We start from the raw sequence: 14,173 nt of genomic DNA on the forward strand, positions 1-14,173 counted from the left end.
GGAAAGCCCCATGCAGAACCGCCGCAGTTTCGTGTCCCGCTCGGCCGCGCTGGCCACCGCCGTCGCCTTCCCCCTCGTGGCCGGCGCGCAGCCCAAGACCATCAAGGTGGGCGTGCTGCACCCGGTCACCGGCGCGCTGGCCTATTCGGGCCAGCAGTGCCGCCTGGGCGCGCTCATGGCCATCGAGGACATCAACGCGGCGGGCGGCATCAGGTCGCTCGGCGGCGCGAAGCTCGAGGCCCTGCTGGGCGACGCGCAGTCGCAGCCGCAGGCCGGCGCGGCCGAGGTCGAGAAGATGAACGAGGCCGGCGTGTCGGCCATCGTGGGCGCCTTCGCTTCCGCCATCTGCCTGGCCACCACGCAGGCCGCGGCCAAGTACAACCTGCCGCATGTGGTCGACGTGGGCGTGGCCGACCAGATCGTCGAGCGCGGGCTGAAGAACACCTTCCGCTTCGGACCCGGCTACAAGAAGTCGACCGAGGTAGCCATGGCCAACCTGCTGGTGCTCAACAAGGCCGCGGGCAGCCCCGCCAAGACGGTGATGATCATCCACGAGGAGTCGCTGTTCGGCGCGGGCACCGCGCAGCTGCTCTCGCGCGAGCTGCCGGGCTACGGCTTCGAGGTGAAGGAGGTGGTGAAGCACGCCAACCCCACGCGCGACTTCAACAACATCGTGCTGCGCATGAAGTCGGTCAACCCCGACATCGTGATTCCCGCCAATTACTACAACGAATACGCGCTGCTGGTGCGCACCATGCAGCAGCAGAAGGTGGTGCCCAAGGCGATCTTCTCGGTGCTGGGCGGCGCGGCGTCGAGCTACAAGTTCGTGAAGGAATTTCCGGACGCAGCCAACGGCATCATCGACTGCAACCACTGGTTCAACCCGAAGGACAAGCGCTCGCAGGAGCTGCGCAAGCGCGTGGAGGCCAAGGGCCAGTTCTTCAGCTACGAGGTGTTCATGACCTACACCTCGATGTGGCTGCTGGCCGATGCCATCGAGCGCGCGAAGTCCGCCGAGCGCGCGGCCATCATCGACGCGCTGGAGAAGAGCACCTTCTCCAACCACATCATGCCGTACGGCCCCACGCGGTTCGTCAACGGCCAGAACGAAGGCGCGCAGCCGCTCATGACGCAGGTGGTGAAGAACGACATCAAGGTCATCATCCCGCGCGACTACCGCGAGACCGACCCGGTCTTCCCGCTGAAGGCCTGAAGCCGGGCCGACACGAGGCACCACCCATGAAGCGCTTCGACGGATTCCGGGCACGCACGGAGTCCGGTGGAGCGGCACGCCCACGCAAGACGCACAGCCAGGAAAGCGGCCAAGCCCCCGACAGCCAATGCCAGACATCACCATCCTCTTCCCGTCGGTCCTGAACGGACTCACGACCGGCGCCGTGTACGCGCTGATCGCGGTCGGGCTCACGCTGATCTACGGCGTGCTGCACATCATCAACTTCGCGCATGGCGCGAGCCTGATGCTGGCGCTCTACGCGGTGTACTTCCTGAAGGAGCGCTGGGGCATCGATCCCTATCTGGCGCTGCCCATCGCCGTCGCGGGGATGTTCGCGCTCGGCTATGCGCTGCAGCGCGTGGTCATCAACCGTGCGGGCCATGGCAAGGACGAGAACATCCTGCTGGCCACGCTCGGCATCGCCATCGTCATGGAGAACCTGGCGCTGCTGTTCTTCAAGTCGGACACGCGCAGCATCGACACCGCCTATTCGCTGAGCACCGTGGCCATCGGCCCCGCGATGATCGCCGTGCCCAAGCTGGTCGCCTTCGCCGGCGCGCTGGCGGTGTCGGGCATCCTGTTCTGGATCATGGGCCGCACCGACCTGGGCCGCGCCATCCGCGCGGTGGCCAAGGAGAAGGAGGGCGCCAAGCTCATGGGCATCGACGTCGACCACGTGTACGCCATGAGCTTCGGCATCGGCCTCGCATGCCTCGGGGCCGCGGCCTGCTTCCTGCTGCCCGCGTACTACGTCAACCCGCAGGTCGGCAGCGGCTTCGTGCTGGTGGCCTTCACCATCGTGGTGCTGGGCGGCATGGGCAGCTTCGTGGGGGCGCTCGTCGGCGGCTTCCTGATCGGCGTGGTCGAGTCGCTCGGCGGGCTCTACCTGGGCGAGTCGCTCGGGCAGATCGGGATCTTCGCGATCTTCATCGGCGTCGTGCTGTTCCGCCCGCAGGGCATGTTCGGAGCCAAGGCATGAGCGCGGGCATGAACCCGGGACGCCGGCAGCTCGCGGGCATCGCGCTCTTCGCGGTGGCGGTCGGCTGCGTGCCGCTGGTCACGCAGTCGGGCGTGATGCTCAACTTCGTGATGATGGCGCTCTATGCCACGCTCATCGCGCAGGCCTGGAACATCCTCGGCGGCTTCGGCGGGCAGTTCTCGTTCGGGCATGCGCTGTTCTTCGGCACGGGCGCCTACATCCAGGCCATCGCGCAGCTGCAGGGCGGCATCAACGCGTGGGTCGCGCTGCCGCTGGCCATTGCCGGCAGCGCGCTGGTGGGCCTGTTCGTCGGCGCGCTGACCTTTCGCTACGGGCTGAAGGGCTCGTACTTCGCACTTGTCACGCTGGCCTTCGCGGAGGTGTTCCGCATCCTCGCGACCTCGGTGCCGTTCACCGGCGGCGGCGTGGGCCTGATGGTGCCGCTGCGCGAGTCGGTCGCGAACATGCAGTTCGCCTCGCGCGCGGGCTACCTGTGGGTGGTGCTGGCGATGGTGGTCGTGGCGCTGCTGGTGACCTGGTGGCTGCGCAACGGCCGCTTCGGCGCTTACCTGCAGGCCGTGCGCGACAACGAGGATGCCGCGCGCGCCGTGGGCGTGAACCCATTCCGCGTCAAGCTCGCGGCCATCGGCCTGTCGGCGGCCTTCATGGGCGCGGCAGGCGCCTTCTATGTGCAGGTGTTCCAGTACATCGATGCGGGCATCGCCTACGGCCCGGTCACCTCGGTGGAGGCGCTGGTCGCGGCCATCGTGGGCGGCATGGGCACGCTGTGGGGGCCGGTGCTGGGCGCGGCGGTGCTGCACCTGCTGTCGGACCTCACGCGCAACCTGTTCGGCGAGCTGCCGGGCATCAACATGGTCATCTACGGGACGGTGCTCGTGCTCATCGTGATCTTCCTGCCACGCGGCGTGGCGGGCCTGGGGCTGTCGGTGCGGCAGCTGTGGAAGAAGAAGGGAGGCCGCGATGACTGAGCCCCTGCTGCAGCTCGACGGCATCTCGCGCTCCTTCGGCGGCCTGAAGGCCGTGCAGGGCGTGAGCCTGTCGGTGAGGGAGGGCAGCCTCACCGCGCTGATCGGCCCCAACGGCGCGGGCAAGACGACGCTGTTCGCGCTGATGTCGGGCTTCCTGCGGCCCGACGCCGGCACCGTGCGCTTCGCCGGCCAGGACATCACCGGCCGCGAGCCGCACCGCAACGCCGTGCTCGGCATGACCCGCACCTTCCAGATCGTGAAGCCCTTCGCCGCGCAGACCGTGCGCGAGAACATCGCCGTGGGCGCGCACCTGCACCTGCGCGACCGCGCCCAGGCGCTGGCCAGCGCCGAGGCCGTGGCGCTGCGCGTGGGCCTGGCGCCGCAGCTCGACAAGCCGGCCTCCGATCTCACCGTCGCCGGCCGCAAGCGGCTCGAACTCGCCCGCGCGCTCGCCACGCGGCCCCGCCTGCTGCTGCTCGACGAAGTGCTCGCAGGCCTCAACCCCCAGGAGATCGCCGACATGTTGCCGGTGGTGCGCGGCATCGCCGACAGCGGCGTGACCGTGCTGATGATCGAACACGTCATGCAGGCCGTCATGAACCTGGCCGAGCACGTGTGGGTGCTGGCGCAGGGCCGGCTGATCGCCGAGGGCAACCCGGCGCAGGTGACCTCCGACGAGCGCGTCGTCGAGGCCTACCTGGGCCACGGCACGGCGGCGCGCCTGCGCAAGGCTGCCGCGGGAGCGGGCGCATGAACCCGTTGCTCGAAATCCGGGGCCTGCGCGGCGGCTACGGCCGCGTGGAAGTGCTGCGCGGCGTCGACCTGCAGGTCGATGCCGGCGAGATGGTCGCGCTGCTCGGCAGCAACGGCGCAGGCAAGTCGACGCTCAACAGGATGGTCTGCGGCCTCGTGCCCACCTGGGCCGGCAGCGTGCGCTTCGACGGGCGGGACCTCACGGGGGCCCACTACCGCGACGTGGTGAAGGCCGGCCTCATCCAGGTGCCCGAGGGCCGCAAGGTGTTCCCCAACCTCAGCGTGCTCGAGAACCTTGAGCTCGGCTCCTTCACCCGCGCCCGCGAGCGGCGCGCGGCCAACGTCGAGAAGATGTTCCACATCTTCCCGCGGCTGCGCGAGCGCATGACGCAGCACGCCGGCACCATGAGCGGCGGCGAGCAGCAGATGCTTGCCATCGCGCGCGGGCTCATGGCCGAGCCGGTGCTGCTGATCCTCGACGAGCCTTCGCTCGGCCTCTCGCCGCTGCTGGTGGAGGAGATGTTCACCCTGATCCGCGAGCTGCGCGACGGCGGCCTCGCAGTGCTGCTGGTGGAACAGAACGTGGGCCAGTCGCTGGAGATCGCCGACCGCGCCTACGTGCTGGAGAACGGCAGCGTGCGCTTCTCGGGCAAGCCCGATGAGCTGCTGGACAGCGACGAACTGCGGCGCGCGTACCTGGGCCTCTGAAGCCCCCGAAGAACAAAGAGACAACAAGGACCCCCCATGATCCATCGCCGCGACATCCTCATCGCACCTGCCGCCCTGGCCTTCGCCGCCGCTGCCCGGGCGCAGCTCGGCAATGCGCCGGTGCGCATCCTCGTCGGCGCGCCGGCGGGCGGCTCGACCGACACGCTGGCCCGCTCGCTCGCCGTCAGCATGGGCCCTGCGCTGGGCCGCACCGTGATCGTCGAGAACAAGCCCGGCGCAGGCGGCAACATCGCCGCCGATGCCGTCGCCAAGGCCGCACCTGACGGCAACACGCTGCTGATGAGCTTCACCAGCCATGCCATCAACGCCACGCTGTACCCCTCGCTGCCCTTCGACCCGGTGAAGGACTTCACCGCGCTCACCTGCGTGGCGACCTCGCCGTCGATCCTGGTGGCGAGCCCGTCGGTGCCGGCGAAGGACGTGAAGGAACTCATCGCGCTCGCCAAGGCCCGGCCGGGCCAGCTCAATTTCGCGATCGGCGCGGTGGGCTCGTCGCTGCACATGGCGGGCGAGGCCTTCAAGATGCAGTCGGGCGTGGACATCGTGAACATCCCGTACAAGGGCACGGCACCTGCGGTGCAGGATCTGCTGGCCGGCCAGGTGCAGCTGATGTTCGCGGCGGTGGGCAACGTCAAGGCGCACATCCAGGCCGGCAAGCTCAAGGCGCTGGGCGTCACCACCGCCACGCGCCTGCCTGCGTTCCCAGAGGTGCCGGCCATCGCCGAGGCCCTGCCGGGCTATGAATCGAGCGCATGGTTCGGCCTGTTCGGTCCGGCGCGCCTGCCGGCGGACGTGTCGCGCAAGCTCAGCGATGCGGCTCGCCGTGCGCTGCAGCAGCCCGACATGCTCAGGCGGCTGGACACCGAGGGCGCCATCCCGGTCGGCAACTCGCCCGAGCAGTTCGCAGCCTTCGTGCAGAGCGAGATTCCGCGCTGGGCCAAGGTCGTGAAGTTCTCCGGAGCCAAGCCCGAATGAACACCCCCGCAGCAACCCGCGCAACCGTGGCCGCACCCGTAGCCGCTCCAGCCCGGCCCCAGACGCTCGCGCAGAAGCTCATCGCGCGTGCCAGCGGCCGCGAGCACGTGGCGGTGGGCGAGATCGTGACCTGCGGCGTCGACCTGGCCATGTTCCACGACTCGTCGGGTCCGCGCCGGCTCAAGCCCATGCTCGAGGAACTGGGCGCGCGCCTCTGGGACCCCTCGCGCATCGTCCTGGTGATGGACCACTACGTGCCCGAGCGCGACGACGACTCGCGCCGCATCGTGCGCATCGCGCGCGAGTGGGCGCGCGAGCAGGCACTGCCGCATGTCTACGACAGCCAGGGCATCTGCCACGTGGTCGTGCCGCAGCACGGGCACATCCGCCCCGGCATGCTGTGCGTGGGCGGCGACTCGCACTCGCCCACTGGCGGTGCCTTCGGCGCCTACATGTTCGGCGTGGGCAGCACCGAGATGCTCGGCGTGGTGGTCACCGGCGAGATCTGGCTGCGCGTGCCCGAGACCATCCAGATGTGGTGGGACGGCGCGCTGCCCGCAGGCGTCACCGCCAAGGACATGATGCTGCACATGATCGGCCGCTTCGGCATGAACGGCGGGCGCTACCAGGCGGTGGAGTTCGCCGGGCCCGCGGTGGCAGCGCTGTCGATGCAGGAGCGCATGACGCTGTCGAACATGAGCGCGGAGCTTGGCGCGCAGGCCGGCCTGATCGCGCCGGACGCCACCACAGCGTCCTTCCTCGCCGAGGCCGGCGCACCGTCGGCCGACACGGGGGCTTGGTTCACCGACGACGGTGCCGAACTCACGCGCCACGGCTTCGATGCGGCCGCGCTCGAGCCGCACGTGGCCGCGCCGCACAGCCCCGCCAACTCGCGCGGGGTGAGCCACTACGCCGGCACGCCGGTGGACGTGGCCTACATCGGCGCGTGCACCGGCGCCAAGCTCGACGACCTGCGCGCCGCGGCACGGGTACTGCGCGGGCACAGGGTGGCTGCGGGCGTCCGGCTCATCGTCGCGCCCGCCAGCATCCGCGACCAGGAGCGCGCCCGCGCCGAGGGCGTGCTGCAGGCGCTGACGGACGCGGGCGCGGAGCTCTTCCCGACCGCGTGCGGGGCCTGCTCGGGCTACGGCGACCCGATGGGCGACGACATCACCGTCATCTCGACCACGGCGCGCAACTTCAAGGGCCGCATGGGTTCGCCCAGCGCGCAGGTCTACCTGGGGTCCCCCTACACCGTGGCGGCCGCGGCGCTGCGCGGCCGCGTGACCGACCCGCGCGAGGTGCTGGCATGAGCCGCCGGGCTGTTCCTGGGTCGAGTACCGCGGTGCGAAGCGCGGAGGTCGCAGCATGAGCGTCACGCACGCCACGCACCGCGTCTGGCGGCTCGGTGCCGACATCGACACCGACCTGCTCGCGCCGGGCCATGCCATGAAGCACGGCATCGACATCATCGCCAGGCACTGCCTCGAGGCGGTCCGCCCCGATTTCGCCGCCGGCGTGCAGCGCGGCGACGTGATCGTGGCCGGCCCCAACTTCGGCATCGGCTCGTCGCGGGAGCAGGCCGCCGCGGTGCTCGTCCACCTGGGCGTGAGGGCGGTGATCGCGCCGTCGTACAGCGGCCTGTATTTCCGCAACGCCTTCAACGTGGGCCTGCTGCTGCTGACCTGCGCGCAGGCCGAGACCCTGGGCGAGGGCGACCGGATCGCCCTCGACGCCACGGTGCCCGGGGTCGTCGGACCGGACGGCAGGCCCCTGGCCTGCGAGCCGGTGCCCGGATTCCTCATGGACATGGTCCGCGCCGGCGGACTGCTGAACCAGCTGCGCCTGCGCGCTGGCCGCCCCGCCTCGAAGAAAGCTCCCGATGCCTGATACCTCCTCCACCACAACCATCGATCCCGTCACGCTCGCCGTGCTGCGCGGCCGCCTCGAGCAGGTGGCCGACGAGATGGACGCCACGCTCTACCGCAGTGCGTTCAATCCCATCATTGCCGAGGCGCACGACGCCTGCCACGGCCTGTACGACGCCGCCACCGGCGACACGCTGGTGCAGGGCAAGTCGGGCCTGCCCGTCTTCGTGGGAGCCATGGCCTTCGCCGTGCGCGCCACGGTGAAGGCGGCCGAGCCGCGCGGCGGCATGAGGGACGGCGACATCTGGATCAGCAACGACGCCTACGACGGCGGCACGCACGCCAACGACTTCAAGCTGGTGAAGCCCTTCTTCCGCAACGGCAGGCTCTACTGCCACATGGCCTCCGCCGCACACTGGCATGACGTGGGCGGCGCGGTGCCGGGCAACTACAACCCGGCGGCCACCGAGTGCTGGCAGGAGGCGGTGCAGATTCCGCCGGTGCGCATCGTGCGCGACGGCGTGCTCGACGCCGACGTGCTGGCCATCCTGCAGGCCAACACGCGCCTGCCCGACAGCCTGTGGGGCGACCTGAACGGCCAGCTCGCGGCACTGGAGCTGGGCGCGAAGCGCCTGGATGGCCTGCTCGACGAATACGGCGACGAGCTGGTGCTGAGTGCGCTGGGCGAATTGCGCGGCCGCGCACTGCGCCTGATGCGCTCGCACATCGCCTCGTTGCCAGACGGCCGCTACAGCGTCGAGGACGTGCTGGACAACGACGGCATCGTCAACGAGCCGCTGACCATCGCGCTCGACATGACGGTGGCGGGCGACCGGCTCACGCTGGACTTCTCCCGCACCTCGGCGCAGTGCGCGGGCCCGGTGAACATCTCGCGCGCCACCGCGGTGGCCGCCTGCTACGTGGCGCTCAAGCATCTGTTCCCCGACGTGCCGGCCAATGCCGGCGTGCTCGACGCGGTGGACTTCGTCATTCCCGGGCGGCTGGTGATCAGCGCCGAGCGACCGCGCCCGGTGGGCGGCTACACCGAGACCATCCTGCGCATGATCGACGTGATCTTCAGCGCCGCCGCGCAGGCCGACCCCACGCGCGCCGTGGCGCAGGCCTACGGCACCATCAACGCGCTGTCGATCGCGGGCCACCGCAGCGACAAGGGCCGCGAAGGCCAGCGCTGGGTGATGTTCAGCTTCTTCGGCGGCGGGCACGGCGGCCATTCCGACGGCGACGGGCTCGCGCACGGCAACGCGCCCATCTCGACCGCGACGATCCCGCCGCTGGAGATCCTCGAGGCCGCCTACCCGGTGCGCTTCACCGAATGGTCGCTTCGCCCCGACTCCGGCGGCGACGGCCGGCATCGCGGCGGACTGGGCGCCGTGTACGAGATCGAGCTGCTCGAGAAGGACGCCGAGGTGTTCGTCTTCGGCGAGCGCGGCACCTCGCCGCCCAAGGGCATCGCCGGCGGAGGCGCGGGCGCGCTCAACGTGTTCCGCTACGAGAACGCCGGCCAATGGCACACGCCCCCCATGGTGTCGAAGATGCGCGGCATCGCGCTGGCGCGCGGCGAGCGCGTGCGCCTCGAAACCCCCGGCGGCGGCGGCTGGGGCCCTGCGGCCGAGCGCACCCCCGCGCAGCGCGAGGCCGACGCGGCCATGGGCTATGTGAGCAGCGACAAGACGAAGAAAGCACCCGAATGACCTCTCCTGGCAATTCCCTCGTCGTCGGCGTCGACGTCGGCGGCACCTTCACCGACCTTTTCGTGCTCGACGAAGCCAACGGCAGCGCGCGCATCGTCAAGGTGCCTTCCACGCGCGGCGAGGAGGCGCGCGGCTTCATGAACGGCGTCGCGCGCGTGGCGGATTCGGCCGCCGCCATCGCCACCATCGTGCACGGCACCACGGTGGGCACCAACGCGCTGCTCGAGCGCAAGGTGGCGCGCACCGGCATCATCACCACGCGGGGCTTCCGCGACGTGCTCGAGATGCGCCGCCGCGACCGGCCCCGGACCTGGGGCCTGCGCGGAAGCTTCCTGCCCGTCGTGCCGCGCGACCTGCGCCGCGAGGTGGACGAGCGCACGCTGGCCGACGGCACGCTGCACACCCCCGTCGACCTGCAGCAGGTGCGTGCCGAGGCACGCGCGCTGCTGGAGGCCGGCTGCGAGGCCGTGTGCGTGTTCTTCATCAACACCTACGCCAATGCCGAGAACGAGCGCCTCGCCGTGGCGGCCGTGCGCGAGCTGTGGCCCAACCCGCACGTCACCTCGGCCAGCGAGGTGCTGCCCGAGATCCGCGAGTTCGAGCGCTGCTCGACCGCCACGCTCAATGCCGCGCTGCAGCCGGTGGTGGGCAGCTACCTCGGCCGCCTCGAGGGCGACCTGCGCGCGCAGGGCTTCGGCGGCGAACTGCTGGTGGTGCAGAGCAACGGCGGCGTGATGTCGCGCCAGACCGCGAGCGACCTGCCGGTGCGCACCGCGCTGTCGGGGCCGGCGGCCGGCGTCATCGCCTGCGCGGCCATCGCGCGCGCTGCCGGTTTCCCGAATGCGATCACCGGGGACATGGGGGGCACGTCCTTCGACGTGTCTCTGGTGGCCAACGGCGAGGCCGCGCTGGCCGCGCAGACCGCCATCGAGTTCGGCATGGTGATCCGCTCGCCGATGATCCAGATCGAGACCATCGGTGCCGGCGGCGGCTCCATCGCGTCGGTGGACGCGAGCGGCATGCTGCAGGTCGGCCCCGAGTCGGCGGGCAGCGTGCCGGGGCCGGCCTGCTACGGTCGCGGCAACACGCGCCCGACGGTGACCGATGCGAACGTGCTGCTCGGGCGCATCGCGGCGGACCGCCCGCTGGGCGGCGGCCTGCTGGCGGCGCTGGACGCGCAGAAGTCGCGCCAGGCCATCGAGGAACACGTCGCGCGTCCGCTGGGCCTCGACGTGCATGCGGCCGCCGAAGCCATCCTCACCGTGGCCAATGCGCGCATGGCCGGCGCGATCCGCCTGGTGTCGATCGAGCGCGGGCACGATCCGCGCCGCTTCGCGTACATGCCCTTCGGCGGCGGCGGCGCGCTGCACGTGTGCGCGATGATGCGCGAGGTGGGCGTGGCCACCGGCATCGTGCCGCGCTACCCGGGCGTGACTTCGGCGCTGGGCTGCGTGATCGCCGACATGCGCCACGACGCGGTGCAGACCATCAACAAGGCGCTGGCCGATCTCGACGTGGTCGACCTTCGGCACCGCATCGACGAGCTGGCCGCCAGCTGCCAGCAGCGGCTCGATTCGTCGGGCGTGCGCTTCGACGAGGTGCGCGAGGTGGTCGCGCTCGACATGCTCTACGCCGGCCAGACCCACACGCTGCCGGTGGTGCTGGCCGATGCGGGCCAGGCGCCGCTCACGGCGGAGTCGATTCGCTCGGCCTTCGAGGCCGCCTACACCGCAGCCTTCGGCCGCGTGCTCGACGGCATCGCGATCCGCGTGATGAACCTGCGCTATGCGCGCATCGGCGTGCGACCCAAGTTCGACCTGAAGGTGCTGGCGCCCGAAGGGGAGGGCAGCACCGTGCCGCTGGGCACGCAGCGCGTGTTCCACCAGGGCCGGTGGCACGACGCGCTGCGCTACGCGCGGCTCGAACTGCCGGTGGCCGCACGCATCGACGGGCCGGCCATCCTCGAGCAGGCCGACACCACCGTGTGGCTGGAGCCCGGCTTCCATGCCGAGGTCGATGCACACGGCAACCTGCTGGTGAGGCCGTCATGAGCGCCGGCGCGAAGATCCTTCAGGCGAAGACGGCGCTGGTCGTCGTCGACCTGCAGAACGACTTTCTCCACCCGAATGGCGCCTACGCGCGCGGGGGCGACGCCAATCCGCCCGCGCTGCTGCTGCCGGAGCGCGTGGCCGCCGTTGCGCGCGCGCTGAAGGCGGGCGGCGGACTGGTCGTGGCGAGCCAGTTCACCCTGTGGCCCGACGCGAAGGGCGAGCCGATGATCTCGCCGCACCTGAAGGCGCTGCGCCCGTACCTGGCCAGGGGCGACTTCGCGCCCGGCAGCTGGGGCCAGGCCAACGTCGATGCGCTGGCCGGCCTGGTCGACGTCACCGTGAGCAAGGTGGCGTACTCTGCCTTCTTCAACACCCAGCTTGACTGGGTGCTGCGCCGCGCGGGCATCGACACCGTGGCCGTGTGCGGCATCGTCACCAACGGCGGCGTGGCCAGCACGGTGCGCGATGCGCACATGCGCGACTACCGCACCCTGGTGCTCGGCGACGGTTGCGCGGCATTCGGCGAGGAGCGCCACAACACCTCGCTGGCCGACATGCGCAACGTGGCCGAAGTGACGGACTGCGCGCCCTTCATCGCGTCGCTGGCATGAGCGGTCCCGAAAGAACGCTCCGGCGTGCCGCGCAGGTGGAGGCCGAGGTGCATGTGCCGGTCGCCATCGTCGGCGGCGGGGCCTGCGGGCTCACTGCGGCGCTGATGCTGGCCGACGCGGGCGTGGACTGCGTGGTGCTGGAGCGCGACGCGCTGCCGAGCGGGTCGACCGCGCTCTCGTCGGGCTTCATTCCAGCTCCCGGCACGCGCACGCAGCGCGAACATGGCGTGGCCGGCGACAGCGCCGGGCGCTTCGCGGCCGACATCCAGGCCAAGGCGCACGGCCGCGCGGCGCCTGCGCTGGTCGAGGCGTACGCCGGTGCCATCGGCCCCGCACTCGACGCGCTTCAGGCGCGGCACGGCCTCGAATGGATCCTGCTCGACGGCTTTCTCTACCCGGGCCACGGCGTGCATCGCATGCATGCGCTGCCGCAGAAGACCGGCGCCGCGCTCATGGCGGCGCTGCTCGCCGCGGTCGAGGCGGCGGGCATCCCCGTGCTGACGCAGGCCGTGGTCGACACGCTGGTGCTCGATGCGCAGGACCGGGTGGTCGGCGTGGACTACCTGCGCCCCGACGGCCGGCGCGAGACGCTGGGCTGCGACGCGCTGCTGCTGGCATGCAACGGCTTCGGCGGCAACGCGCAGATGGTTCGCACGCTGCTGCCCGAGATGGGCGAGGCCGCCTTCGGCGGGCACGTGGGCAACGACGGCAGTGCGATCCTCTGGGGAACGGCGCTGGGCGCACGGCTGCGCGACCTGGGCGGCTACCAGGGCCACGGCTCGTGGGTCACGCCCCAGGGAGCGCTGATGTCGTGGGCCGTGATGATGGAAGGCGGCGTGCAGCTCAACTGCGAAGGCCGCCGCTTCCACGACGAGACCCAGGGCTATTCCGAAGCCGCGGTGCACGTGCTCGCGCAGCCGGGCGGCATCGCCTGGAACGTGTTCGACACGCCGTTGCTCGCCCTGGCGCGCGGCTTCCCCGATTTCTGCGAGGCCGAGGCCGCCGGAGCGCTGCGCCGCTGCGACTCGGTGGCCGCGCTGGCCGGGTGCATCGGCTGCGAAGCCCCCGTGCTGCAGGCCACGCTCGACGCAATGCGCGCCGGTGCCGCACCCGACGGCCGCGTGTTCGCGCGCGGTCTCGAAGCGCCGTACTTCGCCGTGAAGGTGACCGGCGCGCTCTTCCACACCCAGGGCGGCCTCGACACCGCGCCCGACATGCGCGTGCTGCGCCAGGACGGCACGCCGCTTCCCAACCTGCTGGCCGCGGGCGGCGCTGCCGGCGGCGTGTCGGGCGACGCGGTGTGGGGCTATCTCTCCGGCAACGGCCTGCTGAGCGCCGTCGCCGGCGGCTACATCGCGGCGCGCACAGCCGCCTCACTCGTTGGACACAAGGAGCCGTCCGCATGACGACACACGACTTCAAGACCCGCCTCGCCAGCCGCGACATCGTGCTGGCGCCCGGCGTGTACGACGCGCTGAGCGCGCTGGTGGCCGAGCAGGCCGGCTTCGAGGCGCTCTACCTGTCGGGCGCGTCCATCGCCTACACCCGGCTGGGCCGCTCCGACATCGGCCTGACCACCTTCACCGAAGTGGCCGACACGCTGGCACGCATCACCGAGCGGGTGGACCTGCCGGTGATCGTCGATGCGGACACCGGCTTCGGCAACGCGCTGAACACGCAGCGCACCGTGCGCGGCTTCGAGCGCGCGGGCGCGGCGATGGTGCAGATCGAGGACCAGACCTTTCCCAAGCGCTGCGGGCACCTCGACGGCAAGGCTGTGGTGCCCGAGCGCGAGATGGTCGGCAAGCTCAAGGCAGCGCTGGACGCGCGCGCTTCCAGCGACACCCTGATCCTCGCGCGCACCGACGCGGTGGCGGTCGAGGGCCTGGAGGCCGCGCTCGACCGCGCCGAGGCATACCTCGAGTGCGGCGTGGACGCCCTGTTCATCGAGGCGCTGCGCTCGCCCGAGCAGATGGATGCCGCCTGCAGCCGCTTCGCGCATCGCGTGCCGCTGCTGGCCAACATGGTCGAGGGCGGCAAGACGCCGATCCAGGACGCCGATGCGCTGCAGCGGCACGGCTTTCGCATCGCCATCTTCCCCGGCGGCACGGCGCGCGCGGTGGTGCACACGCTGCAGGGCTACTACGCCAGCCTGCACCGGCACCGCACCACGCAGCCCTGGCGGGCGCAGATGCTGGACTTCGACGCGCTCAACGAAGTGATCGGCACGCCGCAGCTGATGCGCGAGGGCCGCAAGTACGAGTAGCCGGCA

General features: G+C 71.1%; 13 protein-coding genes. All 13 read left to right on the forward strand.

Translation table 11 applies throughout. From position 1 onward, the window contains the following. Nucleotides 1–10: 10 nt before the first annotated feature. The 13 genes from G369_RS0125450 (at nucleotide 11) to G369_RS0125510 (ending at nucleotide 14,167) form a co-directional block, all read left to right on the forward strand. Entirely contained in the window at nucleotides 11–1,213 is a 1,203-nt protein-coding gene (locus G369_RS0125450) for an ABC transporter substrate-binding protein (RefSeq protein WP_019656875.1), read from the forward strand. A 127-nt stretch (nucleotides 1,214–1,340) separates the two neighbouring features. Continuing rightward, complete coding sequence (locus G369_RS0125455; protein ID WP_019656876.1) at nucleotides 1,341–2,213, forward strand: branched-chain amino acid ABC transporter permease; 873 nt, start codon at nucleotides 1,341–1,343, stop codon at nucleotides 2,211–2,213. 8 nt (nucleotides 2,214–2,221) lie between these two features. Further along, a complete protein-coding gene (locus G369_RS0125460) occupies nucleotides 2,222–3,202 on the forward strand; it encodes a branched-chain amino acid ABC transporter permease (RefSeq protein ID WP_020723258.1) in 981 nt (326 codons plus the stop codon). Beyond that, nucleotides 3,195–3,956, forward strand: a complete 762-nt coding sequence (locus tag G369_RS0125465; protein WP_019656878.1) for an ABC transporter ATP-binding protein — start codon at nucleotides 3,195–3,197, stop codon at nucleotides 3,954–3,956. Before G369_RS0125460 ends, G369_RS0125465 begins: the two co-directional genes overlap by 8 nt. After that, nucleotides 3,953–4,663, forward strand: coding sequence for an ABC transporter ATP-binding protein (locus G369_RS0125470; protein ID WP_019656879.1), 711 nt, complete (start codon nucleotides 3,953–3,955; stop codon nucleotides 4,661–4,663). Before G369_RS0125465 ends, G369_RS0125470 begins: the two co-directional genes overlap by 4 nt. A 39-nt stretch (nucleotides 4,664–4,702) precedes the next feature. After that, the gene (locus G369_RS0125475; protein ID WP_026346619.1) at nucleotides 4,703–5,659 is read left to right on the forward strand and encodes a tripartite tricarboxylate transporter substrate binding protein; all 957 of its coding nucleotides are present in this window, start codon (nucleotides 4,703–4,705) and stop codon (nucleotides 5,657–5,659) included. Continuing rightward, nucleotides 5,656–6,972, forward strand: a complete 1,317-nt coding sequence (locus G369_RS0125480) for a 3-isopropylmalate dehydratase large subunit (protein ID WP_019656881.1) — start codon at nucleotides 5,656–5,658, stop codon at nucleotides 6,970–6,972. Before G369_RS0125475 ends, G369_RS0125480 begins: the two co-directional genes overlap by 4 nt. Nucleotides 6,973–7,027: 55 nt before the next feature. Continuing rightward, nucleotides 7,028–7,549 (forward strand): LeuD/DmdB family oxidoreductase small subunit, encoded by a 522-nt coding sequence (locus G369_RS0125485; RefSeq protein WP_019656882.1) that lies wholly within the window; start codon nucleotides 7,028–7,030, stop codon nucleotides 7,547–7,549. Next, complete coding sequence (locus tag G369_RS0125490; RefSeq protein ID WP_019656883.1) at nucleotides 7,542–9,239, forward strand: hydantoinase B/oxoprolinase family protein; 1,698 nt, start codon at nucleotides 7,542–7,544, stop codon at nucleotides 9,237–9,239. Before G369_RS0125485 ends, G369_RS0125490 begins: the two co-directional genes overlap by 8 nt. Then, nucleotides 9,236–11,290: a hydantoinase/oxoprolinase family protein gene (locus G369_RS0125495; RefSeq protein ID WP_019656884.1), complete on the forward strand. Its 2,055-nt coding sequence runs from the start codon at nucleotides 9,236–9,238 to the stop codon at nucleotides 11,288–11,290. Before G369_RS0125490 ends, G369_RS0125495 begins: the two co-directional genes overlap by 4 nt. Continuing rightward, complete coding sequence (locus G369_RS0125500; protein WP_019656885.1) at nucleotides 11,287–11,901, forward strand: cysteine hydrolase family protein; 615 nt, start codon at nucleotides 11,287–11,289, stop codon at nucleotides 11,899–11,901. Before G369_RS0125495 ends, G369_RS0125500 begins: the two co-directional genes overlap by 4 nt. Continuing rightward, entirely contained in the window at nucleotides 11,898–13,307 is a 1,410-nt protein-coding gene (locus tag G369_RS0125505) for an FAD-dependent oxidoreductase (RefSeq protein ID WP_019656886.1), read from the forward strand. Before G369_RS0125500 ends, G369_RS0125505 begins: the two co-directional genes overlap by 4 nt. Beyond that, nucleotides 13,304–14,167 carry an isocitrate lyase/PEP mutase family protein gene (locus tag G369_RS0125510; protein ID WP_019656887.1) on the forward strand — a complete coding sequence of 288 codons (864 nt, stop codon included), beginning with the start codon at nucleotides 13,304–13,306 and terminating at the stop codon, nucleotides 14,165–14,167. Before G369_RS0125505 ends, G369_RS0125510 begins: the two co-directional genes overlap by 4 nt. Nucleotides 14,168–14,173 lie beyond the last annotated feature (6 nt).

The organism is Variovorax atrisoli 110B (assembly GCF_000382045.1).
GTDB classification, from domain to species: domain Bacteria; phylum Pseudomonadota; class Gammaproteobacteria; order Burkholderiales; family Burkholderiaceae_C; genus Variovorax; species Variovorax atrisoli.